Raw genomic sequence first — 24,563 nt, 5'->3', positions numbered from 1 at the left:
GCCCCCGCGCCGGCTGGATCATGGCCCGGACCTCCATGGGAAGTCCGGGCAACGCTCTTGATCAGGCAGCCCCCTGAGGTTTCACTCTCCCGAAAGGAGCGACTCCTTCAGCTCCTCGACCGTCTTCGCCGATGCCTCCGCGACCCGCTCCGCGCAATCCGGTCGGGGCGCGCTGAGCGTCCGTGCGGCTTGATCGGCGATGATCCGCCCGAGCCGGACGCCTTCGATGGCATCGATCCTCCAATGGACGCCCAGATAGATCCTGCTGACGGCATTCTCGTGGATCGCCTGTGCCAGCGTCATCGTCCGCGTATGCCGCGGCCGCACGGAACCGTCCGGATCCAGGTTGACGCCGTTGAACTCGTCCGACGTGAAGGTGAAGCAGAGTTCGGCGAGTTCCGTCTCGGCCATGCCTTTGGCCACCAGGAAATGGTAGGCGGTCAGGAAGCATGCCGCTCCGAAGGTCGCATGTCCCGAAGGATAGGCCGGAAACGGCGGGCTGCGATGGAATTTCCCAGGATCGTTGGTCTGCGGGGCACCCAGCGGCCGCCAGGAAGGATCGCCGTCGAACTCCCCCGCCGATGTCGTATGGTAATGGGTAGACCGCTTCGACGGTTCGGCCTGGAGCCATCCCTTGACGTCGTCCGGCACCGGCATCGGGAGGGGCGGGTGGAAGGTCTTGTCGGAGGATTTGCCGTACTTGCCGTATCCGGCGGCGGCTTCGCGCACGCCGATGACCGGGCGATACAGTTTGCATTCGTATTTCAGCTTCCAGGCGGCGATCCCGGCGTCGGCCATCGCCATGTTGACCTGGGCGAACAGCCTTGCATTCTCGTCGGTGTCGAGGCCGATCTGCCGCGAGATCGAGCGGATGCACTGGTTGTAGAGCCTGGGCGGCGTTCCGAGGTCGCGGACGCCGTCATACCCCCAGAAGGTGCCGATCAGGGTTTCCTCGGCCGTCCGGGTCAGGCCGGGCGTGCCCGGGGCGCCGCCCTTGACCCGGACCTCCTCGACCTCCTTGTGCCAGTCGCCATGCTTCAGGATGGCCGAGAGGTCCTTCGCCCCCGGGCTCGGGGGCATCAAGCCGAACGGCGCCTCCCCGTCGACGGGCGTGGCGCTGGTGAAGGGACGGACCTGTCCCCAGGCCGGCGTCAGGAAGCCCTGGTCGGGAGCGTACGGGTCGGGCTGATGGGCTCCGGGAGTTCCCGCGACCATGTAGCCCCCGGCCTTCTCGGAACCGTCGTTCTCGCGCATCGCGAGATGCACCTTCGCCACGGCATTGCCGAAGATGGCGCCCTGGGTGAGGTCGTCGGCGTCCAGGTGGGCGATCAGGTTGGTCCACTCCTGGCATTTGCCGTGGATGAACGGCTCTTGCCTCGGGAAAAGTGCGGCCAGGGTCATCGCGGCGGCCTCGCCGACCGCGGCATGGCCGCCGTCCGTACCCGCTTGGGCCAGGACGGGATCCTGATGGTAACGGGCGCCCGGAGTCTTGTAAGCGACCCAGGCGTCATGCATGGCCAGATGGACGATCGCCAGCGCGCGGGAGGTTCGCGTGGGGCCGCCCTGTTCGGGGACGGCCATCTGCCTGTCCATGCAGGCCTTGGACTTGTGATTTCCGGCCGGTATTTCCTCGAAACTGAAATCACGACGGTGTACTTCAAGGGAGACATCGTTCCAGAAAAGAATCGGATCTACCTTTGACATTTCCTGCCGTCCTATTGTGGATTTTGATCATGATGTTCAGAACTTCGCAAAGTCTAGTCTGTGGCGCTGGTAAAATAATCATCTATCTGGGCTATAATTCAATATAGACACCAATTATGATTTCATTGGGTACTTTGATGAATGCTTGTAAATGCAACCACTGGGAGCCGGCGCAGTGGGCAGCCTCCTCCCATCCCGTCCGGGCGGCCCGGTCGCCGCATGATGACCACGGCCCGGATCGGGGTTAAGCTGGCCGGACGACGCACGCAAAGCCGGATCACAACGGCGGACCACAACGGCGGAAGAACTGGGGGGAACATATGACGACGGGACGCGGCCTGCGCCTGGGCGAGGCGGTACTGGGCGGGGGGGTGCTGACGCTCGGCCTCTTCATCGGATACGAGACCTGGATGCTGGGCGGTGCCGGAGGCAACGCGCCGGTCGGCCCCCGGCTGTTCCCCTTCCTGATCGCGGCGGGACTGCTGGTCATCGGCGGCACCCTGTTGCGCGAGGCCTTCGCCGGCCGCATCGCCCACCAGCGGGGGATCGAGCTGGACTGGCGCGCCGTGGTGCTGGTCTCGGCCGGCCTGATCGTGGAGATGCTGCTGATCGAATACGCGGGCTGGATCGTCGCGGCCACGCTGCTGTTCGTCCTGGTGGCCCGGGCCTTCCTCAGCGGCCGGATCCTGGCGGACGCGGCGCTCGGCCTGGGGCTCGCGATCCTGGCCTTCGTCGTCTTCAACTACGGCCTCGACCTGGGCCTGCCCGGCGGCATCCCCGGCGAGATGGTCGAGGACTTCCTTGCCCCGGCCGAGCCGGCGGCGGAATAGGCGGACACCGATGGAAACCCTCGCGGCCCTCGGCCACGGCTTCGCCGTGGCACTGACACCCTATAACCTGCTCTGGTCCGTCCTGGGCGTGACGGTCGGCACGGCGATCGGCGTGCTGCCCGGCATCGGCCCGGCGCTGACCGTGGCCCTGCTGCTCCCGATCACCTACAACCTGGAGCCGACCTCCGCTTTCATCATGTTCGCCGGGATCTATTACGGCGCCATGTACGGCGGCTCGACCACCGCGATCCTGCTGAACACGCCGGGCGAGTCCGGCAGCATCGTCACGGCGATCGACGGCCACGAGATGGCGCGCCAGGGACGCGGCGCCACAGCACTCGCCACGGCGGCGATCGGCTCGTTCGTCGCCGGGACCATCGCCACGATAGCGCTGACCTTCGTGGCGCCGCTGATGGTGCAGATGGCGCTGCTGTTCGGGCCGGCGGAGTATTTCGCGCTGATGGTGCTGGCGCTGGTCACCGTCACCGCCGTGCTGGGCGACAGCCTTCCGCGCGGCCTCGCCAGCCTGTTCTTCGGCCTGTCGCTGGGGCTGGTCGGCATCGACCTCCAGACCGGGCAGGCGCGCTTCACCCTCGGCATCCCCGAACTGCTGGACGGGATCGACACCGTCGTGGTCGCGGTCGGGCTCTTCGCGGTCGGGGAGACGCTCTACGTCGCGTCGCGCTACCGCTTCGAGACGGAGGAGATCTACGCCCTCAAAGGGTCCAAATGGATGAGCCGCGAGGATTTGAAGCGGTCGTGGAAGCCTTGGCTGCGCGGCACTTTCCTGGGCTTCCCGATCGGAGCCCTGCCGGCCGGCGGCAGCGAGATCCCGACCTTCCTGTCGTACCTGGTGGAAAAGCGCCTGTCCAAGCATCCGGAGGAGTTCGGCAAGGGCGCCATCGAGGCGGTCGCCGGGCCGGAGGCCGCCAACAACGCGTCGGCCGCCGGGACGCTCGCCCCGCTGCTGGCGCTGGGCCTGCCGACCTCGGCGACGGCGGCGATCATGCTCGCCGCCTTCCAGCAGTATGGGCTCCAGCCGGGACCGCTGCTGTTCGACACCAACCCCGAGCTGGTCTGGGGCATGATCGCCAGCCTCTATATCGGCAACGTGCTGCTGCTCCTGCTGAACCTGCCGCTGGTCGGGATCTGGGTCAAGCTGCTGACCATCCCGCGCCCGTGGCTCTACGGCGGCATCCTGGTGTTCGCCACCCTGGGCGCCTACACCCTCAACAACAACGTGGTCGACCTCGTCATCCTGTGGGTGATCGGGCTGATCGGCTTCGGCATGCGGGTGCTCGACGTGCCGGTGGCGCCCTGCGTCGTGGGCCTGATCCTGGGGCCGCTGGCCGAGCAGCAGTTCCGCCGGGCGCTGGCGATCAGCCAGGGCGACGCGTCGGTGTTCTTCACCCAGCCGATCTCGCTGGGGCTTCTGGCCGTGGCGTTCCTTCTGGTCCTGGTTCCGATCCTGCTGCGCCGCCGGCGGAGGCGGGCCGGGGAGGCGGGCCGCGCCTGACCCTCGCCCGATCCTCGCCACGGGGGGGGGCGGTTGGAACCTATCGCCGCCGCCGGCCTTTCCTTGGTGGATGCCCGTGCCGTGGGCATCCACCAAGGAAGAGGGACCAGCATGGCGATCACCCGGACCAGCGACACCTGGTGGAAGAATTCCGTCTTCTACTGCCTCGACGTGGAGACCTTCCAGGACAGCGACGGCGACGGCATCGGCGATTTCGCCGGGCTGATCCAGCGGATCGATTATCTGGCCGGGATCGGGGTCACCTGCCTGTGGCTGATGCCGTTCTACCCGTCGCCCAACAGCGACGACGGCTACGACATCACGGACTATTACGGCATCGATCCGCGGCTGGGGACGTTGGGCGATTTCGTGGAGTTCATCCGGACCGCGCGCGACCGCGGCATCCGGGTTATCGTCGACCTGGTGGTCAACCACACCTCGAAGGAGCATCCCTGGTTCCAGTCGGCCCGCTCCGACCCCAACTCTCCCTATCGGGACTGGTATGTCTGGAGCGACGAGATCCCCAAGGGCGACCAGGGCGGCCTGGTCTTTCCCGACCAGGAGGACAGCAACTGGGAGTGGGACGAGCAGGCCGGCCGGTATTTCCTGCACCGCTTCTACAAGCACCAGCCCGACCTCAACATCGCCAACCCCGCCGTGCGCGACGAGATCCGCAAGATCATCGGCTTCTGGCTCCAGCTCGGCCTCGCCGGCTTCCGGGTCGACGCGGTGCCGTTCCTGCTGGAGACCATCGGCATCAAGGGGCAGATGGACATAGCGCCCCATGACTGGCTGCGCGAGCTGCGCTCCTTCCTGGGCCGGCGCCGGGGCGACGCGATCCTGATGGGCGAAGTCAACCTGGAGCCGGAGGAGGTCCGCCGATTCTTCGGCGACGACGGCGACGAACTGCACATGTGCATCAACTTCAACCTCAACCAGTCCTTCGCGATGGCCCTGGCGCGGGGCGACGCCAGCGCGATGATCCACGGCCTCAAGGCCCTGCCGTCGCTGCCGCCCGACGCCCAGTGGGGCAACTTCATCCGAAACCATGACGAATGGTCCCTCGACAAGCTGACCGAGGCCGAGCGTCGGGAGGTCTTCCGGACGTTCGGCCCCAAGCCGGAGATGCAGCTGTTCGGCCGCGGCCTGCGCCGCCGGCTGCCGACCATGCTGGACGGCGACCAGGCCCGGATCCACATGGCCTACAGCCTCATGTTCTCGCTGCCGGGGGCTCCGGTCCTGTTCTACGGCGAGGAGATCGGCATGTCCGAGAACCTCGAAATCCCCGGCCGCCTGAGCGTCCGGTCGCCGATGCAGTGGTCGGACGAGGTCAACGGCGGCTTCTCGACCGCGAAACCCGAAGACCTGCGCCGCCCGGTCGTCGCGGGCAAGCGCTGGGGGCCGGCCGGCGTCAACGTCGCCGCCCAGCGGCGCGACGACGCTTCCCTGCTGAACTGGATGGAGCGGCTGATCCGCCGCCGCAACGAGACGCCCGAGATCGCCTACGGCACCTGGAGCGTCGTTCCGGTGACCGATCCCGCGGTGTTCGCGCTCCGCTACGATTGGGAAGGCCGGACCGTCCTGACCATCCACAACCTGGGAGGCAAGGAGTGCGGCGCCACCTTCCAGGTGAAGGATGCGCCGGCCTGGGACAGCCTGATCGACCTGTTCGGCCATGGCGACTTCACCCTGGGCAAGGATGGCAACGTCAGCATCGCCCTCGAGCGCTACGGCTGCCGCTGGTTCCGGGTCCGCCGGAAGGGCGAAACGATCCTGCTCTAAGGGGAGGTGCTATGGGTCCCGGCTTCTGCCTCCTTCTGTCCGGACGAGACCTGTGGATCGGCCGTCCGTCATATGAATTTGGAAGTATAATACACCGGGTCTTTACCATGATGGCCCGCAGGAGATATCTAAAGTCGCGTCGCGCGAATTTTTCATCGGATGTTAAATAATGAATGACCAAATTTGATAACAGATGCGCCGCTGCCGGTGCATATAGTGTTTCAATTTCTCCCCCGGACATGGGCAGTGTCGCCGTGGCGCAGCATTTCGCTTTATCATCATTCCCGGGCCCCCTTGTCCTCAAGCGCCTGCTTGCCGGGATGTGCGCCTGCCTCCTGGCCGTCGGCGTTGCGACGGCTTCCCGGCAGGCCGCGGCGCAAGCCTCCTCGCCCGTCTACGAGCGGGTCACCGAGCCGGCGCTGAAGGCAGGCATGGACTTTCCGGAACCCAAGGGCCCGGTCGTCCTGACCGTCGGGGGCAGGATCGCCGCCGACGGCCCGATCCGGTTCGACCTGCCGACCCTGGAATCCCTGGGGCTGGTCCGCTTCACCACCTTGACGAGCTGGACCGTCGAACCCTCCGTCTTCGAAGGGGTGCTGCTCTCGGCCCTGCTCGAAGCGGTCGGCGCCGATCCGGCCGCCACCACGCTGAGAATGATCGCGCTCAACGAGTTCGAAAGCACGACCCCGGCCGCCGACGCCCGCACCTGGCCCGTCATGCTTGCCCTCAAGCGGGACGGCGAATATATGTCGCGGCGCGACCGGGGGCCGATCTGGGTGATCTATCCGCAGCACGCCTTTCCGGAGCTTGGCCAGCGCGATTACCTGTCGCGCTGGGTCTGGCAGCTGAAAACGATCATGGTGGAATGACGGACAGGGTGAATTCGCATCGCGGTCCCGTCCCCATGCTCCTTCGACGTCGTGTCCGCTGATGGCTGCCAGGGAGCGGTTCATGGACCTGGGCAAGATCGTCTGGACGGTGTCATTCGTACTGTTGCTGTGCAGCTCGCCGATGCTCGTGTTCGATCTGGTCGCCATCCAGCGGTCGGTGGAGACCGCCAGCGGCGCCGACATCTGGTACGACGGGCAGCTGGCCGGCGATCTCCTGCGGCTCCAGGTCGCGATCCGCGGGCTGCCTGCCGACGTGACGCCGGAATCGACGGACCCCGCGCAGATCGACGAGATCAATCTCCGGCTGGACAACGTCTTCAACCGGATCAATTCGCTGCCGGAGACCGGCAGCTCCGAATGGCACACCCGGGGCATCAGGTCCGAGGAAGGCGTCGCCGACGTCCGCCGCGCCGTCAACCTGATCGACCGGGAACTGCCGCTGCTGGCGTCGGACCCGGCCGAGTTCCGCCGGGTCGCCGACGAAGGGGTCCGGCAGGCCATCGTCGTCCACCGGCGAATGTCGCTCGCCGTGGTGGAACGGCAGAACGAGCTGATCGGGCGGATGCAGTCCCAGGTGAACGCCTTCCAGGTCAAGCTGCTGGGCTACGGCGTCGGCTTCGTCGTCCTGCTGCTTGCGCTCGGATGGCTGATGCGCCGCCACATGCATTCGGAGACGACGCTGCGCGCCACCAACCGCCAGCTCCTGGACCTGACCGGCAACCTTGTGGCCGCGCGCGACGCCGCCGTGCGCTCCAGCGAGGCCAAGTCCAATTTCCTCGCCAATGTCAGCCACGAGCTGCGCACGCCGCTGAACGCCATCCTGGGATTCTCCGAAGCCCTCATGACCGGCATCTTCGGCCGGCTCGGCGAGCGCCAGGCCGAGTATATCGGCGACATCCACCATGCCGGCCAGAGGCTGCTGGCGCTGATCAACGACATCCTGGACCTCGCCAAGCTGGAGGCCGGCAAGCTGGAGCTCCGGGAGGAGGCGGTCGACCTGGTCCCGGTCGCCGCGGAGGCGATCCGCGATCTGAGGGAATCCGCGCGCGCGGCGTGCGTCAGGATCGAACTGGAACCGGTATCCGGCCATATCGGCATCTTCGGGGACCGCTTGAGGCTGCGCCAGGTCCTGGACAACCTGCTGTCCAACGCGATCAAGTTCACGCCCCCCGACGGGCTGATCGGGGTCTCCCTGGAACGGCCCGACGACGGACGCACGGTCATCGTCGTGACGGATACCGGCATCGGGATTCCGCCGGACGACCTGGCGCGCGTCTTCCTGCCGTTCGAGCAGTCGGACAGCCGGCATGCCCGCCAGGCCCAGGGCACCGGGCTGGGGCTTCCGCTGGTGCGCCAGCTGGTGGAGCGCCACGGCGGCACGGTCCGGATGTCGAGCGAGCCCGGCGTCGGCACCGAGGTGGTGATCGAGCTGCCGCCCGAGCGGGCACTCCTCGACGCGGCCGTGCCGGTCTCCCGGTCGCTTCGCTGAGCGGTTCAGCCGGGCAGCGACGGCGCATGGACCTCCGCCGCCAGCAGCGCCTGGACCAACGGTGAGTCCGCCGTCCGGAACGCCACGTGCAGCTCGGCCGACAGCGAAACCAGTTCCATCCCCACGACCGCGAGGCAATGTTCCAGGCTGGCCGGGCTGTGAAGGCGGACATGTCCGTTGCGGGGGCGTGCGTACCACCAGCCGAGCCCGACCCGGTGGATATCGTCCGGCTGCACCAGCGTGCTCAGCAGCAGGGCTCCCCGCGGGGCGACCAGGCGGGACAGTTCGGCGAACAGCGTCCGCTGGTCGGGCACGTGCTCGACCACCTCGAAGCAGGTCACCAGGTCGAAGCTCCGTCCCGGGGCCGGCCGGCCGTCGCCGTAGAAGGGATCGCAGGAGGCCGCGCGCCGGAAACCCCGTTCGGCCAGAAGCCGCACCATCAGGCCGTTGCCGCCGCCCCAATCCAGGAGGTCGACCGTTTCCTTCATGGGACCGACGATCCGGTCGATCAGCGCCGCGTTGCGGGCCGGGCGGTCGTAGGTGAAGGGCGGATCGGCAAGCACATAGTCGTCATTATAAATGTGACGCTGAAAGTCGGCTGAAGTCCAATGGTCGAGGCAGGCAGTCCAGATATGGTCGCACGCCAGGCAAACCGAGTATCGGACCATCGTGCCCGTGTCGGGAAACATCCGGCGGCCTTCGAATGCATCGTTGCAACTTTCACCAAGATCGATCTGGCCGATCGGATACCCGGAATTCCGGCAGCAGGGACATAGAGGCGAGAGCAAGAAGACACCTTGAGGAACGGAAATAGTACCTTGGGCAGGTCTATGATGCCGTTATACCGTATACCTCAGGATGCTTAACAGTTTCATATGCATGTGAAAAAACGCGGCGCGCCGGGGGGGGGAGGGGCTTGAAGCGGCAGGTCTCCGCGGGTGCCGGCCAGTTCCGCACGTCCCGGCACTTCATCGAAACGCCGCGGAAACGGCGAGGCGCACCGGTTGATCCGTCTGTTCAGCCGCCAGCCGATCCGTGTCCCCAGAACCGGCGGCTGCGCCCCGCCGCGCGATCCGGCAGTGCCGGCCCCCTTCCACGCTTGTCCGGCATGGTCGGTGCAAATCGATTTCTCGGATCATGAAAACTTGTCGGCTTCCACTTCAAATACGCCATTCACGGGTTTGACCCACGTACCTTTCGGCACGAAGCGCCGACGTGGTGCATGCGAAGATTACCGGGACAAGCCGGCGCCTGAGCTTTGTGGAGAGGAAGGCTGCAAGTCTTCATGAGCCACCGCGGCCATTTTCCCATCATTCTGAAATCCAGGCTTCGATAAGATCGGAATTTTAGTCCCTAATTAACAACATTGTTCCGAGCAGGTGAATTGTTACAACAACATACCGGGGTAACCAATTCACAGGGGACTGAATATTACTTCGATACACAAGCTCAAATCGGCCTCGGGTCAGAAATATTTTATTGAAAGTTCATTATTTTCTGCGCCATTATCATTTTATTTCTTGGCTCTTACCTCCCTCGTCCCGAAAAATCTTGCCCGACGGAGTTCTACATGCCCGGCTCACGAACCGACACCCGCCCCAACATCCTGCTGATCATGTGCGATCAGTACCGGTATCCGTGCCTCGGCGGTCCGCAAGCCGGGTTTCCGGCGGAACTCGACGACATCCTCGGCTTCCGGGGCGAGGTGGACGACTCCAACCCCTTCGCCAAGTTCTTCCCCGGCCTGATCCGGCTGCGGAAGAACGCCGTGGTGCTGCGCAACCACACCATCGCGTCGAGCGCCTGCACTCCGAGCCGGGCCGTGATGTTCACCGGGCAATACGGCACCCGCACCGGAGTCACCCAGACCGACGGCATGTTCAAGAGCGGCGACGAGCCGGACTTCCACTGGCTGAAGGCCGATGGCATTCCGACCCTGGGCGACTGGATGCGGGGGGCGGGCTATTCGACCCATTATTTCGGCAAATGGCACCTGCACCACTCGTCCTCGTCGCTCCAGTCCTACGGCTTCAGCAATTGGGAAACCTGCTATCCCGACCCCCACGGCGCCAGCCCCAACAATCTCGGCGTCTACCGCGACTACGGCTTCGCGGACGAGGCCTGCAGCTTCCTGCACCGCAAGGGCCTGGCGCTGAACTACAATTACGTCGCCTCCAAGGCCGAGGACGGGGCGGATTCCCCCGCGGAGGAACTTACGGACCGACCCTGGCTCGCCGTGGTCTCCTTCACCAATCCCCATGACATCGCGACATATCCGACGGTGATCGCGATGGCGCTGCCGTCGGACGCCGATCCGGGGACGGTACCGGCGCCGCAGACCCAGTCGCTGTTCGGGCCGCTGACTGTGCCGGCGCAGGGCGACCTCTCGATGCCGCCGGTCAACGGCACCATGCAGGTCCCGCTGAACCCGCTGGGCTTCCCCCAGGACTGCGCCACGGCTTCGCCGACCCAGGACGAAGACCTGCCGGCCAACAACAAGCCCGACTGCCACTTCGACTCCGCGTACAAGGTCGGGCTGACCCTCTCTTCCGTGTCGGCCTACGGCACGCTCGCGCCGGCCGGTCGGGACGACGGGGTCCGGACCGAGGCGGGCGTCGATCTGGCGCTGCGGTTCTCGATCCCGTTCGCGCTGTACCCGGACAAGGAGCAGGCTTCCCTCCAGTTCCTGCAGTTCTACGGCTGGACCTTCTCGGCCGTCGATCCCCATATCGAGCGGGTGCTGAAGACGCTGGAGGAGTCCGGCCAGGCGGACAACACGATCGTGATCTTCACCAGCGACCACGGCGAACTCGGCGCCGCGCACGGCATGATGATGGAGAAGTGGCACATCGCCTATGAAGAGGCGGTGCGCGTGCCCATGGTCGTCCTGATGCCGGAAGACCGCGACGGCGACGGCTCGATGCGGCAGGTGGACGCCGTGACCAGCCACGCCGACATCGTGCCGACCGTGCTGGGCCTCGCCGGAGTCAGCCCGGCGCAACGGGAGAAGATCGGCCGCGAGCTGTCCGAGACGCATCATCCCGTGCCGCCGCTGCCCGGAGCCGACCTGGCGCCGCTGCTGCAGGGCGACAGCGAGACCGTGACCGAGGCGGACGGCACGCCGCGCCAGGGCGTGCTCTTCATCACCGACGACGAGATCACCGAACCGCTGCCCGGCGCGGAAGAGACCAACCCCAGCGGCTATGCGAACTACGAGCTGTTCAAGGCCGTGGTGGACTCGGTGCGGCTGGGCTCCGACGGCAAGGGACCCGTGCCGAACCTGGCGTCGGGCCCGGTGTGCCAGCCCAACCATGTCCGCTGCGTCAGGACCGGGGATTCCAAGCTGTCCCGCTACTTCGACCCCTCGGGCGGGAAGGCGGACCAGTGGGAGCTTTACGACCTGGTCAACGATCCCACCGAAGCGGTCAACCTGGTAAAGGTCGGCGCGACGCCGCCGGTGCCGCGCGAAGACCTTCCGGACTGGACCACGCAGGATCGGGTGCAGGAGACGGCGGACAGGCTCCGCGCCCTGCTGGCCGAGCTGGAGCGGCGCTACCTCCCCATGCCGGCGAACCTGCCGGCGGCCTGAATCCGTCGCGATCGAAGCCCGCGGCGCATCCCCCGGTCCCGGATCGATCCGGGACCGGGGGGGTGGACGGGGAGGTTCATGACGGGGGCGAGCCCGGCACACCGCATCAGCGCTCGGGGGATGCCGCCGGACGTGCTGGACGCCGACGGCGGCAACCTGCCGGCCTTCCTCCATCCCCTTCAGGAGGAATTCCCGGAAACGCTGGAGACGGTGCTGGACGCGGTCCGGCAGGTCGCACCCTTCTTCGGCACCTTCGTCCTGCGACCCGATCCGCGGAACGCCGACCGAGGAGGAGGTGGCGCCCTGGGCCGAGGAGTTCGGCATGGCAGAGATCTGGGAGAAGAGCCTGGTCGGGAGGCGGGGAAACGGGCATTCGCCGAGTTCGAGGCCGGCCGGAACCTGACGGCGAACCAGATCGAGTTCCTCGGCATGGTGATCGATCACCTGACCGAGCGCGGCACCGTGGAGCCGGGCGCCCTGTACGAAAGCCAGTTCACCGACCTGAACCCGCTTGGGATCGACGGCGTGTTCGGTCCGGAGCGGGCGGCCGAGGTTATCCATGTCCTGGAGGCGGTGCGGCGGCGAGCGGCGGCCTGATGTTCGCCGCCACCCCGGCGGCACCTTCGATACCCCGGATATGTCGGGACGCGGCCCAACGCATCACCCCGCCTGTTCCGGCCATCCTATCGCAGGCCTCGCCACGGCTCCGTGGCCGGAGATGCCCGGATCAAGTCCACGGCTGTCCGGCACGTTGTTTGCCCATCGACTATTGAGAACATTCCTGGCGACTGTTTTCTCCTTCGGTTCGTCATCCGCGGGCTTGACCCGCGGATCTCAAGGCATGGAGGCTTCGATGCTTCCCGCGAAAGATGGCCGGATCAAGTCCGGCCATGACGAAAACGGAGTGCTTGTGCCCGAAATTAACCCTTTCGCAGAATAAGCGAGTACCGTGCCGGACAGACGTGGGGCAAGCCCGGTCATGACGATGAGGAGAGGAGCCTGGCCTTCGCCCGGAAGCGGCCCATATCGCCTGTCAGGCGGACAGCCGGACCAGGACGGGTTCCTCGACTGTCTGCCCGACGGAAGCGAGCGCCGCGAGCTTGGCCTGGTACGCGGCCCACAGCGGGCGGATGGCGTCAAGGCACTCGCTCACATGGGTCGAGTTGGTCTGCCGCAGCACCTGGTCGCGGGCAGCCGCGTACTCGGCATGGAGCTGCTCGACGGAAGAGGCGGCGGAAAGGGGAGTAACCGGGGATGGCTGGGAAGCGGAGGAGGGCATGGCTTTCGGGCTCTTTGTCTTGCGATAGCTTCAATTTATAAGGAATGAATTGACGAGCGGTTAATATCTCCAGCCTTCCGAAAGACTGATGGCGAAATGTCAGAGCATAGCAAGCCCACATCTAAACAAATTGATATATCTTGTTATATTGCCGAAGGATTGGGCATTGCCCGCCATGGTATTGCCTCGGGTGAATTCATGGGACGACTCGCCGCAGCCGTTCGAGAGGGGGAGGGGGCGTGACGGAACGGGGCGGGCCGGCTCCCCTGATCCTGACGCTGGGGATGGACGCCGGGTCGTTCAGCCGCCTGGATGCGCTGCGTCGGGCGCATTTCCCGGCGGAACGGAACTTCCTGCCTGCGCATCTCACGCTGTTCCACCACCTGCCCGGAGAGGATCCGGCCGGGATCGCCGCCGCGCTCCGGGACGTGCTGGCCGGGCGCGCCCGCCCGCCACTGCGGGCGACGGGGCTGCGCTTCCTGGGAAAAGGCGTCGCCTACGCCTTCGACGCCCCCGGTCTGGCGGAACTCCGCGCGGCGCTGGCGGCCCGCTGGGCAGGTTGCCTGACACCCCAGGACCGGCAGCCGTTCCGTCCCCATGTCACGATCCAGAACAAGGCCGACCCGGCCGAGGCGCGCGCCCTGTTCGAACGGCTTGAAGCCGGCTTCGAGCCGTTCCAGGTCATGGGCGAGAGCCTCCTGCTGTGGCGCTATCTCGGTGGACCGTGGCAGCGCTTGGGCGAGTTCCCCTTCCAGGACTGACCGGGCCCGACCGCCGGAAGCCCGGTCACCCGCGCAGCGGCCGGAAGAAGGCGCGGATCTCTCCGGCCAGCGCGTCGGGCTGCTCCAGCGCCGCGAAATGGCCGCCGCGCTCCATCACGCTCCACCGCCGGATGTCGGTGAAGGTGCGCTCCGCCATCGAGCGCGGCGGGCGCAGGATCTCGGTCGGGAACTGGCAATAGCCGGTCGGCACGTCGACCGTGCCGCCGTCCGGGATCGGCCAGGGGCCGTGCATGCGGGCGTAATAGGGCCAGAAGGACGACCCGATCGCCCCGGTGAACCAGTACAGGCCGATGTTGGCCAGCAGGCGGTCGCGGTCGATCACCGACAGCACGTCGCCGCCGCAGTCCGACCAGGCCCGGAACTTCTCGGCGATCCAGGCGGCCAGCCCGGCCGGGCTGTCGGTCAGGGCGAAGGCCAGGGTCTGCGGCCGGGTCCCCTGGATCCACTGGTAGCCCGTCTCCTCCTTCAGGAAGAGTTTCAGCTCCTCCAGGTAGCGGCGCTCCTCCGGGGTGGGGGACTCGACCATCGCCGGGTCGCGCCGCAGCGGCATCAGGTTGAGGTGGATCCCCGTCACGCGGTCCCGGTGGGCATAGCCGATCCGGGACGAGACGAAGGCTCCCCAGTCGCCGCCCTGGGCGCCGAAGCGGTCGTATCCGAGCACCCCGGTCATCAGCTCGGCGAAGCAGTCGGCGATCTCCTCGGCGCCGAAGCGCTTCTGCCCCGGAGCGAACGACAGCCCGAAGCCGGGCAGGGACGGCGCCACCACCGTGAAGGCGTCGGCCGGATCGCCGCCGAAGGCCGCGGGGTCGGTCAGGCGCGGGATCAGGTCGAGGAACTCGAACACCGATCCGGGCCAGCCGTGCGACAGCAGCAGCGGCATCGCGTCCGCGCCCTTTCCCGGAACATGCAGGAAATGCAGGTCGATCCCGTGCAGCGGCACCCTGTACTGGGGAAACCCGTTGAGCAGCGACTCCTGCGCCCGCCAGTCGAAGCCGTCCCGCCAATAGGCCGTGAACGCCCGCATCCATTCCACGTCGGTCCCGAAGGCCCAGGGCTCGCCGGGCGCCTGGTCGGGAAAGCGGGTCCGGCCCAGGCGGTCGCGCAGGTCCGCGACCGCATCGTCGGGCACGTGCAGCCGGAATGGTTCCGGTGTCGCCGGCATGGCTTTCCTCCCTTTCGCTTTCTTCATTTTCCCAGCCGGATCTTAACCTCGGGAGGGGCTGCGATGATACCGCGCACCCATGCTCCCCGCCGGAGATCCGCGGAAAACCGCGCGGCATGGAAAGTCGCCCGCCGGGTGACTGCACATTTCAAGAAATTGACAAAAAAGAGTCGCTTCGGCTGAGCATACTCCTTTCGTCGTAACCCGCGCGCAGGGACCGCTTTGCCTGCGCCCCCGGGGCATAGCCGCATCTGGTCCAGAACGGAATTCGCAATGCTCACCATATTCCGCCGAAGCTTCGCCGTGCAGGCTCTCGCGCAGATCACCATCCTGCTGGTCGCCCTCGCGGCCGTGACCGTCGTCGGCCTCTCGACCATGTCGCGGAACCTGGCTCGCGAAGACCTCGCGGAACGTGCCCGGCTGCTCGCGACCATCGCGTCCGGCGGCAGCGGGGAGATCATGTGGAACATGGACGACCAGGCGGCGATCGGGCTCCTGGGGGCGCTCGCCTCCGACGACGATTATGTCTACAGCCGGCTGACCGGTGCCGACGGGTCGGTCTTCGCGGAACATGGCGACGTCCGGGCGGCCAACGCCGACCTGATCGTGGAGAGCGCGCCGGTGGTCTACGGCCAAGGGACCAAGAGCAAGACCGTGGGCACCCTGGAACTGGCGGTGAGCCTGAAGGGCGTCTATGCCAGGATCGAGCGGACGACCGGGCGGATCGTCCTGGTCGGCGTGATCGCCATGGTCTGCCTGCTGCTCGCGCTGACCATCATCCTGCGCCGGATCACCCGGCCCATCGAGATCATGACCGGGACCATGACGGCGCTGGCCGAGGGCGACGTCCATACCCACATCCCGGCGACCCGCCGGCGCGACGAGATCGGGCGCATGGCCGCCGCGGTCGTCACCTTCCGCGACAACGCGATCGAGAAGACGCGTCTCGAGCAGGAGCGCGAGCGCCTGAAGCAGGAGGCCGAGCTGGCCCGGCGCAAATCCCTGCGGGACGTGGCCGAGACCTTCGAATGCGACGTCCGGGGCGTCCTGTCCCTGCTGGAGAGCACCTCGTCCGCGATGGCCTCGTCCGCGACGGTGGTCCACGGGACGGCCGACAGCAACAGCCACATGTCGGGCGCCGCGTCGGTCGCGGCGGACCGGGTCAGCGCCAACGTGCAGACCGTGGCCGCCGCGGTGGAGCAGCTCGCCGCCTCGATCCGGGAGATCGCCGCCCGCTCGCTGAACTCCCACACCGTCTCGATGGAGGCGGCGCGGCGCGCCCAGGAGGCCGTGGAGAAGGTCAAGAACCTGGTCGGCGCCGCCGGCAGGATCGGCGACGTGGTCAGCCTGATCAACTCCATCGCGGCCCAGACCAACCTGCTGGCGTTGAACGCCACCATCGAGGCGGCGCGCGCCGGCGAGGCCGGCAAGGGCTTCGTCGTGGTCGCCAACGAGGTCAAGCAGCTCGCCGCCCAGACCGCCCGCGCCACCGGCGAGATCACCCAGCATATCGGGGCGATCCAGGCATCGACCGACGGCACCGCCGCCGACATCACGGAGGTCGCCAACATCATCGACAACGTCTCGCGCATCAGCTCGGTGATCGCGGCGGCGGTCGAGGAGCAGAACGCCGCCACGTCGGAGATCAGCCGGGCGGTCACCAGCGCCGCCCAGGGCACCCAGGAGCTTCAGGAGAACGTGCGCGAGGTGGCGGGGTCCGCCGAACGGAACGGCCTGGCCGCCGTGGACCTGATGGAGGCGATCCAGACGCTCGAGCAGTCTTTCGGCTCGCTCCAGGATCGGGTGCAGGGCTTCGTGTCCAAGCTCCAGGCCGCTTGACGCCGATGCACCGGGGGGCGGAGGCTTCTTCCGGCGCGGCGCCGTCCGGCCTGGCGGTGCCGCCGTGGAACGGCCTGCTGGTGCGGACCCTGGCCCTGATCTGCCTGCCGCTGATGCTCGCGGTGGCCGTGGCGGCGCTGGCGGCGATCGATTTCACCAGCCGAGACGCCGACGCGGCGCTGGCCGGCCGTGCCCGGCAGATCGCCCAGATGCTGGCGGGAGGGGCGGCGGAAATCCTCTGGCACGTGGATGTGGCGGCGGCCCGCGAGCTTATCCTGCCGGTCGCGCGCGATCCCGACTTCGTCGCCGTCGCCATCCTCGACGGCGACGGCGTGCCGGTTGCGGCCCTGGGGGACCTGTCCGCCGCCGGCCCGGGGATCGTCGCCGAGCGGGTCGTCCTCGACCGCACCCTTCCCGGGCAGGGGGTGACGCGGCGGATCGGCACCCTGGAGCTGCGGCTGTCGGGCCGCCGGGCGGAAGACCTCGCGGCGGAGCGCGCCCGCTCCATCGTCCTGGCCGGTGCGGTCGTGATGGCGGCCGTGGCCGCGATCCTGTTCCTGATCCTGCGCGGCGTCACCCGGCCGGTGCGGGCCATGACCGTGGCGCTGTCGGAGCTTGCCGCCAGCCGGACCGACATCGCCCTGCCGGTGCGCCGCCGCCGCGACGAGATCGGGCGCATGGCCGAGGCGCTGGTCACCCTGCGCGAGCACGCGGCGGAACGCCTGCGTTTCATCGAGCGGCAATCCCACCTGATGGAGGAGATCGAGCGGACCGTGGACGAGCGCACCGCCGAGCTGCGCGCCGCGCTCGACACCCTGCGGCGCGCCCAGGACGAGCTGGTGCGCACGGAGAAGATGGCGGCGCTGGGCGGCATGGTCGCGGCCATGGCGCACGAGATCAACACGCCGCTCGGCAACAGCCTGACAGTCGCCACCACCCTGGCCGACGAGATCGACCGGTTCCAGGCCCTGGTGGCCGGCAAGGAACTGCGCCGCTCGGCGCTCCGCGACGCGTCGGAGAGCTTCGGGACCGCCGGCCGGCTGCTGGTCGCCAACCTGACCCGCGCTGCCGAGCTGATCGGCAGCTTCAAGCGGGTGGCGGTCGACCAGACCAGCGAACTGAGGCGCGGCTTCGACCTGGCCGACGTCTGCGGCGAGATCGTCACGACCCTGTGGCCCAGCCACAAGGGTTCGGGCTGCCGCATCGCCGTCGACATCCCGCCCGGCATCGCGATGGACAGCTATCCCGGCGCGCTGGGGCAGGTCCTGGGCAACCTCGTGACCAACGCCTTCATCCACGCCTTCGACGGCGTGCCGCCTGGGACCATCCGGGTCACCGGCGGCCTTCAGGACGACGGGATGGTGGTCCTGGAGGTCATCGACGACGGGCGCGGCATCCCGGCCGCCGACCTGCCGCGGATCTTCGATCCCTTCTTCACCACCAGGCTTGGCTTCGGCGGCAGCGGGCTCGGCCTGCACATCACCTACGCCCTGGTCACCCGCGTGCTGGGCGGCCGGATCTCCGTGGACAGCGAACCCGGCCGGGGCACCCGCTTCACCCTCGTCCTGGACCGGACCGCCCCGCTTCAGGGCGGCCCGGAAATCCGGGCGGTCGCGGGAACATAGGTGTAGGGCACCTGGAGATAGTTGAAGACCGGGACGTCCAGATAGGGCGCCAGCAGCTTCGACAGGTTCAGGCCGATGCCGACATAGACGAACTGCTTGCGCAGGTCGATGTCCGGCCGATCGCTGAAGTCGGCATAGTTCCTGGCCCGGAACCCGACATGCAGTTCCAGGTACTTCAGGTATTCGTTCTCGATGAAGTCGAACCCGTCGGCCTTGATCGCCATCACGTAGCCCAGGCGTTCATAGTCCGTGGTGACGTCGAACTGGTAGTCGCCCTCCAGGAACGGGTTGTACTCCACCCGCAGGTCGATCTTGCGCGACAGCTCCGGATAGGACCAGAGCAGATAGCCGGCCGCGGCCCCCAGCGTGTTGAACACCATGTCCTGGTAGGCGAATCCGTAGCGGTCGCTGAAGGCGTCCCCCACCTCGATCAGGGTGCTCACCCCCAGGCCGGACAGGGCGCCCCACCGGATCGCCTCGTCCGGGTCGAAGTCCCAGCGCTCGTACTGGCCCGCGAACAGGTGGGTGAAGAGATACGTGGTGTAGAGGTGGCCCAGCTTGTCGGCGCCGCCCTCGTCGGTGTCCCGGCCGAACCAGCCCTCGTCCTGGAACCGGGGGCCGCCGGTGCCGTAGTCCCAGTTGGCGAAGCCCCACCCGAGGACCGCCGCGCCGATGCCCAGGTTGAGGGCCAGCGCCTTGTCCTCCTTGGACCAGTCAGACACTGACCAGTCCGATACCGGCCAGTCCGTGCCGCCCGCGGTCTGCGCCGCCGCCCCGGTGCTCGTCAGGCTCAGCAACCCGGCGCACAGGACTGAGCGCCAATAACATTTCATCTATGATCTTCCATTCGCGAAGGCAATATTCTTGCTTTGGGGGGCAAATAAATCAGAGAATCCATCCCACGGTAAAGCAATTCCGCTCCAGGCCGGATGGCTTATTCCTTGCGGGTATGAATCGTCGATCCACCGTGATCTTCATCAAGGCGCATATCGCCCGATCCGATGCATGATTTCGGGAAGCCGGGTTCATCGACAATGCGAGGGACAGGATCCGATGGAGCATGACCATGATCCCGAGGCGATCCGGCGGCGCTTGTCCGTCCGCCCGGAGCAGAGCTACCTGCGCGACTGGGTCTATGGCGGCATCGACGGCGCCGTCACGACCTTCGCCGTGGTGGCGGGCGTGGTCGGGGCCGGCCTGTCGGCCCGGACCGTCCTGATCCTCGGCGCCGCGAACCTGCTGGCGGACGGCTTCTCCATGGCCGCCAGCAACTACAGCGGCACCAAGACCGAGCGGGACGACAAGGACCGGCTCCGCGCGGTGGAGGAGCGGCACATCGACCTCGTCCCGGAAGGCGAGCTGGAGGAGATCAGGCAGATCTTCCGGGCCAAGGGCTTCCAGGGACGCGGCCTGGAGCACGCCGTGGAAACCATCACCGCCGACCGCGGCCGCTGGGTCGAGACCATGCTGGCGGAGGAATACGGGTTGCCCGCGGCCCTGCGCTCGCCGGTCAAGGCGGCGGCCAGCACCTTCCTGGCTTTCCTGATCTGCGGGTTCGTCCCGCTGCTGCCCTTCGTCTTCGGCCTGCCGGCGCCGGTCGCCCTGGCCACCGGATCGACCGCCGCCGTGTTCTTCGCCATCGGCTCGGTCAAGAGCCTGTGGTCGCTGGCGGCCTGGTGGCGGTCCGGGCTGGAGACGCTGGCGATCGGCATGGCCGCGGCGGCCCTGGCCTACGCCGCCGGCGCCGCCGTCGAGAGCTTCACCGCCTGATCGCCGCCCCGTCAGCGCCCCGGCCGGTTCTCCAGCCAGGTCACCAGCTCCGCCGGTGGCAGGGGCTTGGCGTAGAGGAAACCCTGCACCTCGTCGCAGCCCAGCTCGCGCAGCACCGCCTCCTCCGACCTGTCCTCGACCCCCTCGGCCAGCACGTCCAGCCCCAGCTCGTGGCCCATCTTGACGATCATGGAGGCGATCGACCGGCTGTCCGGCCTGCGGTCCATGCCGCGCACGAAGGCCCGGTCGATCTTCAGCAGGGAGGCGGGAAGCTGCTGGAGCCGCGCCAGCGACGAATAGCCCGTGCCGAAATCGTCGATCGCGATCCGGAAGCCCATGCCGCGCAGGGCCTCGGCGGTGTGGAGCACCCGGGCGTCCTCCATCGCGTGGCTCTCGGTGATCTCCAGCTCGATGTCGGGCGCCGCGGCGCCGCTCTCGCGCAGCACCCGCTCCGCGACCTCGGTGAAGTCGCCGTCGCGGATCTGGCGCACCGACACGTTCACCGCCATGCGCAGCCGGGCCCGCCCCTCGGCGCGCCACGCCACCTGCCGCAGGCAGGCCTGGCGCAGCACCCATTCGCCCAGCGTGACGATCTGGCCGGCGTCCTCGGCGGCGGGAATGAAGGCGTCGGGGCGGATCCAGGACCCGTCCGGGCAGCGCCAGCGCAGCAGCGCCTCCACCCCGACCACGGCCTCGTCTGACAGCCGGATCTGCGGCTGGAACACCAGGGAGAACTGGCCGGCGGCCTGGGCCTCGGCGATCCGGCCGACCAGGGCCAGCCGGCTGTGAAGCTCCTCCTCCATGGGTTCCTCGAACCGCAGGACGCGGCCCCGCCCGGCCTTCTTGGCGCGCTTCAGCGCCATGCCGGCGTGGCGCATCAGCCGGGGAACGTCGGCTTCCTCCCGTCCGGCCACCGTGTAGCCGCCGGAGACCTTCGCCATCAGGGGCGAGCCGCCCAGCTCCAGGGCGACCTCGAAGCCGTCGTTGATCGCGGCGAGCGCCGCCGCCTCGTCGCCGTCTTCCCGCACCGGGACCAGCAGGCCGAACATGTCGCCCGACAGCCGGCCGACCGTCCCCTCCGCCGCGAAACGGTCCGACAGCTGCCCGGCGACGGTGCGCAGCATGCGGTCGCCCGCTTCCTGGCCCAGCCCGTCGTTGACCGCCTGGAAATGGTCCAGGTCGAGCATGAACAGCCCCAGCCGCTCGCCCTCCGCCAGGGTGGCAAGCCGGGCCTCCGCCTGTTCCTGGAGCAGCACCCGGTTGGGCAGCCGGGTCAGCGGGTCGTAATAGGCCAGGCTCCTGACCCGGTCGAGCAGGGCGGCGTTGTCGTAGCCCAGCGCCACGTTGGACGAGAACACCTCCAGCAGCTTGCGGCCGACCGGCTCGATGTCCCGGCTGTTCGCCAGGAACACCGCCAGGTCGTCGCCCGACGGGCCGACGATGTGCAGCCCGGTCGCCCCGGTGCCGTAGATGGTCGCCCGGCGCTCCAGCACCTCCCGGAGCAGGGAGCGCACCGGGTCCTCCTCGATGCCGTCCAGCGGGTGCCCCGACAGGTGGCGGAACGGACCGGACGCCGCCAGCACCACCGGGCGCTCCCCGTTGCGCGCCAGCACGATGCCGCCGGCCTCCGTGTCCAGCAGCACGCCGAGCTGGATCAGGATGCCCTCGCAGAAGGCGGGAAGGGAGTTGCGGCGGAACAGGTCGGCCGACGCCTTGATGATCAGCTCCAGCCCGCGCCGGTGGGTCTCCAGCGCCACGATATGGCCGTAGGTGCGCAGCGCGGAATAGAGCGAGGCCAGCAGCCGGGTCCGCGTCAGCTCCGACTTGGTGCGGTAGTCGTTGATGTCGAAGTCGCGGATCACCGCCAGTTCCGGCGCGTAGCCCGGCTGCCCCGTGCGCAGGATGATCCGGACCGCGGCGAGGTCCAGCTCCTCGCGCACGGTCCGAACCATGCGCAGTCCGGCGTCGTCCGTCTCCATCACCACGTCGAGCAGGATGACCGCGGTATGCGGATTGGCGCGGAGCAGGCGGACCGCTTCCGCCGACGAGCGCGCGTGGGTCAGGGCGAGCCCGCGGCCGAACAGCTCGACCCCCCGCAGCGAATAGGCGGTGCTCTGGTGGACCTCGTCGTCGTCGTCCACGACCAGGATCTCCCAGTGCCGGCCGCCGGCCCCGTCCGCGGGCGACTCCTCTTCCCCGTCACCGTCCTCGATGATGTCCAGGCAATCGTCGTCGGTGGAGAATGGCGTCGTCATGGCGTCCCGTGCTTGCAAAGTCCGGCATCGCAGCCGACCGGCCAGCATCTACACCCGGGAGACTACCTCTTTAGGTATGTTCCATGACGTTTTCCTGACGCTTCGCCGTCACGCACGCGCCGGCCGGCGGAGCGGGGAGGCAGGGCCACAGATGACGGCGATGGCCACAGATGGGTCCGGATAATCAACCCATCTGAGCCCATCTGCGTCCATCTGTGGCAGAACCCGAAAAACCCCCTCAGCCCTTCGCGCTGTAGGGCAGCCAGGTCGCGATCCCCGGCACGAAGATGATCAGCACCACCACCGCGATCAGCGCCAGGATGAAGGGTGCCGTCGCGCGGCTGCCTTCGATCAGGTTGGCCTTCGCGATGCCGCAGGTGACGAACAGGCTCGCCCCCACCGGCGGGGTCACCAGCCCGATCGCCAGGCCGATCACCGTCACGATGCCGAACTGCACCGGGTCGATCCCCAGCTTCTGGGTCACCGGCCACAGCACCGGCACCAGGATGATGATGTTGGCGCCCAGGTCCAGCAGCATGCCGGCCAGCAGATAGACCCCCAGGAACAGGATCAGCACCATGTAGGGATCGGTCGTCAGCCCCAGGATCAGCTCCGCCGCCGCCTGCGGCAGCTGCTCCCGCGTCACGATCAGGCCGTAGAGCGAGGCGGTGGCGATCATCAGCATCACCATGCCGGTCGTCACCATCGACTCCAGCACGATCTTCGGCAGGTCCCTCACCCCGATCGTGCGGTAGACAAGCATGCCCACCGCCAGGCCGTAGACCACCGCCACCACCGAGGCCTCGGTCGGCGTCGCGATGCCGTAGCGGATGCTGCCGATGATCACCAGCGGCATCAGCAGCCCCCACACGCTGGCCCGCGTCGCCTTGGCGATGCTGCCCAGCGACGGCATCGGCCCCTTCTGGTAGCCGCGCCGGACCGCCAGCACCCACGAGGTCACCATCAGGGCCAGCGCCATCAGGATGCCCGGCACGATCCCGCCGATGAACAGGTCCGACACCGACACGCCGGTCACCACGCCGAAGATGATCATCGGGATCGACGGCGGGATCACCACCGACAGGGTGGAGGCGCTGGCGGTCACCGCCGCGGTGAAGGGCCGGTCGTAGCCCCGCTCCAGCATCGGCGGGATCAGCGCGCCGCCGGTCGAGGCCGCTTCCGCCACCGCCGACCCGGTCATGCCGCCCATCAGCGTTCCGGCGGCGATGTTGGCCTGGGCCAGCCCGCCGCGCAGCCACCCCACCACCGAGTCCGCGAACTCGATGATGTCCCGGGCGATGCCGCTGCGCGCCATCAGGTGGCCCGACAACAGGAAGAACGGCACCGCCAGCAGCACGAAGCTGTCGATCGCCGCCGTCATCTTCTGAACGATCACGCCCGGCGGCATCCCGCCGAACAGGATCGCCGCCGTCGACGCGATGGCAAGGCTGAACGAGACCGGCACGTTGACCAGCAGAAGCGCGAAGAAGCTCAGCAGCAGGATGGTCGCCATGGACGAAATGCCTCCTCAGGCCGGCCGGCCCGGGGCCGCGACGCGGACCGACCGGGCGGCCAGGGCGCCCATCAGCCAGTTCACCAGGATGTCGCCGCAGATCATGAAGGTCATGACGTTGTAGGCGGCGTAGACCCAGACCATCGGGATCTCCAGCACGGCCGACGGCTGGTCTACCGTCAGCCCCAGCAGACGGAAATTGGCGTAGAAGGTATAGGCGCAAAAGCCCAGCACCAGCACCTCCACCAGCCGCGCCGACCACCGCTCCAGCACCGGCGAGCGCAGGTAGGTGACGGCGTCCAGCGCGATGTGGGCGCGGTGCCGCCAGGTCAGCCAGGCCGACAGGTACGCGATCCAGACGAACAGGTAGCGGGCCAGCTCCTCCGACCAGGTCAGCGGGTCGTTGAAGACATAGCGCCAGAACACCTGGGCCAGGCTGGTCGCGACCATCACGGTCACCAGCCCGATCAGCAGGGCCTTCACCGCCTGCTCGATCCCGTACCACAGCTTCATGACGAGCATCCGCGCCCCCCTTCCT

19 protein-coding genes are annotated in these 24,563 nt (G+C 67.8%); 11 read left to right on the top strand and 8 right to left on the bottom strand.

Translation table 11 applies throughout. From position 1 onward, the window contains the following. Nucleotides 1-81 precede the first annotated feature (81 nt). Nucleotides 82-1,581 (bottom strand): vanadium-dependent haloperoxidase, encoded by a 1,500-nt coding sequence (locus tag JL100_RS22850; RefSeq protein WP_202682019.1) that lies wholly within the window; start codon nucleotides 1,579-1,581, stop codon nucleotides 82-84. Nucleotides 1,582-2,024: 443 nt separating this feature from the next. Between JL100_RS22850 and JL100_RS22845 the strand changes: the two genes are divergently transcribed. The 5 genes from JL100_RS22845 (at nucleotide 2,025) to JL100_RS22825 (ending at nucleotide 8,211) form a co-directional block, all read left to right on the top strand. Beyond that, on the top strand, nucleotides 2,025-2,534 hold the full coding sequence (locus JL100_RS22845; protein ID WP_202682020.1) for a tripartite tricarboxylate transporter TctB family protein: 510 nt from the start codon (nucleotides 2,025-2,027) through the stop codon (nucleotides 2,532-2,534). Between the two features lie 10 nt (nucleotides 2,535-2,544). Beyond that, on the top strand, nucleotides 2,545-4,050 hold the full coding sequence (locus JL100_RS22840; protein ID WP_202682021.1) for a tripartite tricarboxylate transporter permease: 1,506 nt from the start codon (nucleotides 2,545-2,547) through the stop codon (nucleotides 4,048-4,050). A gap of 111 nt (nucleotides 4,051-4,161) precedes the next feature. Further along, complete coding sequence (locus JL100_RS22835; RefSeq protein WP_202682022.1) at nucleotides 4,162-5,832, top strand: alpha-amylase family protein; 1,671 nt, start codon at nucleotides 4,162-4,164, stop codon at nucleotides 5,830-5,832. Between the two features lie 320 nt (nucleotides 5,833-6,152). Further along, nucleotides 6,153-6,701 carry a molybdopterin-dependent oxidoreductase gene (locus JL100_RS22830; RefSeq protein ID WP_202682023.1) on the top strand — a complete coding sequence of 183 codons (549 nt, stop codon included), beginning with the start codon at nucleotides 6,153-6,155 and terminating at the stop codon, nucleotides 6,699-6,701. 82 nt (nucleotides 6,702-6,783) lie between these two features. After that, the gene (locus tag JL100_RS22825; protein ID WP_202682024.1) at nucleotides 6,784-8,211 is read left to right on the top strand and encodes a sensor histidine kinase; all 1,428 of its coding nucleotides are present in this window, start codon (nucleotides 6,784-6,786) and stop codon (nucleotides 8,209-8,211) included. A 5-nt stretch (nucleotides 8,212-8,216) separates the two neighbouring features. On the opposite strand, the gene JL100_RS22820 is transcribed toward JL100_RS22825, so the two are convergent. Beyond that, nucleotides 8,217-8,900 (bottom strand): class I SAM-dependent methyltransferase, encoded by a 684-nt coding sequence (locus JL100_RS22820; RefSeq protein ID WP_202682025.1) that lies wholly within the window; start codon nucleotides 8,898-8,900, stop codon nucleotides 8,217-8,219. 881 nt (nucleotides 8,901-9,781) lie between these two features. Here JL100_RS22820 and JL100_RS22815 point away from each other — a divergent pair. Next, nucleotides 9,782-11,800 carry a sulfatase-like hydrolase/transferase gene (locus JL100_RS22815; RefSeq protein ID WP_202682026.1) on the top strand — a complete coding sequence of 673 codons (2,019 nt, stop codon included), beginning with the start codon at nucleotides 9,782-9,784 and terminating at the stop codon, nucleotides 11,798-11,800. 78 nt (nucleotides 11,801-11,878) lie between these two features. Then, complete coding sequence (locus JL100_RS22810) at nucleotides 11,879-12,397, top strand: type I restriction-modification enzyme R subunit C-terminal domain-containing protein (protein WP_202682027.1); 519 nt, start codon at nucleotides 11,879-11,881, stop codon at nucleotides 12,395-12,397. 436 nt (nucleotides 12,398-12,833) lie between these two features. On the opposite strand, the gene JL100_RS22805 is transcribed toward JL100_RS22810, so the two are convergent. Continuing rightward, nucleotides 12,834-13,079, bottom strand: coding sequence for a hypothetical protein (locus JL100_RS22805; protein WP_202682028.1), 246 nt, complete (start codon nucleotides 13,077-13,079; stop codon nucleotides 12,834-12,836). Nucleotides 13,080-13,318: 239 nt separating this feature from the next. Here JL100_RS22805 and JL100_RS22800 point away from each other — a divergent pair, with 239 nt between their 5' ends. Continuing rightward, a complete protein-coding gene (locus JL100_RS22800) occupies nucleotides 13,319-13,840 on the top strand; it encodes a 2'-5' RNA ligase family protein (protein ID WP_228420849.1) in 522 nt (173 codons plus the stop codon). 25 nt (nucleotides 13,841-13,865) lie between these two features. On the opposite strand, the gene JL100_RS22795 is transcribed toward JL100_RS22800, so the two are convergent. Then, a complete protein-coding gene (locus JL100_RS22795; RefSeq protein WP_202682029.1) occupies nucleotides 13,866-15,023 on the bottom strand; it encodes an epoxide hydrolase family protein in 1,158 nt (385 codons plus the stop codon). Between the two features lie 273 nt (nucleotides 15,024-15,296). On the opposite strand from JL100_RS22795, the gene JL100_RS22790 reads away from it, so the two are divergent. Next, nucleotides 15,297-16,862, top strand: coding sequence for a methyl-accepting chemotaxis protein (locus JL100_RS22790; RefSeq protein ID WP_202682030.1), 1,566 nt, complete (start codon nucleotides 15,297-15,299; stop codon nucleotides 16,860-16,862). A gap of 5 nt (nucleotides 16,863-16,867) precedes the next feature. Beyond that, on the top strand, nucleotides 16,868-18,487 hold the full coding sequence (locus JL100_RS22785) for a sensor histidine kinase (RefSeq protein WP_228421404.1): 1,620 nt from the start codon (nucleotides 16,868-16,870) through the stop codon (nucleotides 18,485-18,487). Here JL100_RS22785 and JL100_RS22780 read toward each other — a convergent pair. After that, the gene (locus JL100_RS22780; protein WP_202682032.1) at nucleotides 18,448-19,320 is read right to left on the bottom strand and encodes a DUF2279 domain-containing protein; all 873 of its coding nucleotides are present in this window, start codon (nucleotides 19,318-19,320) and stop codon (nucleotides 18,448-18,450) included. The two genes, JL100_RS22785 and JL100_RS22780, sit on opposite strands and share 40 nt — an antisense overlap. A 220-nt stretch (nucleotides 19,321-19,540) precedes the next feature. On the opposite strand from JL100_RS22780, the gene JL100_RS22775 reads away from it, so the two are divergent. Continuing rightward, entirely contained in the window at nucleotides 19,541-20,257 is a 717-nt protein-coding gene (locus JL100_RS22775) for a VIT1/CCC1 transporter family protein (protein WP_202682033.1), read from the top strand. Nucleotides 20,258-20,268: 11 nt separating this feature from the next. On the opposite strand, the gene JL100_RS22770 is transcribed toward JL100_RS22775, so the two are convergent. The 3 genes from JL100_RS22770 to JL100_RS22760 all read right to left on the bottom strand — a co-directional run bounded on the left by JL100_RS22770 (nucleotide 20,269) and on the right by JL100_RS22760 (nucleotide 24,547). Further along, complete coding sequence (locus tag JL100_RS22770) at nucleotides 20,269-22,512, bottom strand: putative bifunctional diguanylate cyclase/phosphodiesterase (RefSeq protein ID WP_202682034.1); 2,244 nt, start codon at nucleotides 22,510-22,512, stop codon at nucleotides 20,269-20,271. A 238-nt stretch (nucleotides 22,513-22,750) separates the two neighbouring features. Continuing rightward, nucleotides 22,751-24,025, bottom strand: a complete 1,275-nt coding sequence (locus JL100_RS22765) for a TRAP transporter large permease (protein WP_202682035.1) — start codon at nucleotides 24,023-24,025, stop codon at nucleotides 22,751-22,753. A gap of 15 nt (nucleotides 24,026-24,040) precedes the next feature. Next, a complete protein-coding gene (locus JL100_RS22760) occupies nucleotides 24,041-24,547 on the bottom strand; it encodes a TRAP transporter small permease (protein WP_202682036.1) in 507 nt (168 codons plus the stop codon). Nucleotides 24,548-24,563: the final 16 nt, after the last annotated feature.

It is taken from the genome of Skermanella mucosa, from assembly GCF_016765655.2.
Lineage (GTDB): Bacteria > Pseudomonadota > Alphaproteobacteria > Azospirillales > Azospirillaceae > Skermanella > Skermanella mucosa.
This window is presented reverse-complemented; position numbering and strand designations above follow the sequence as displayed.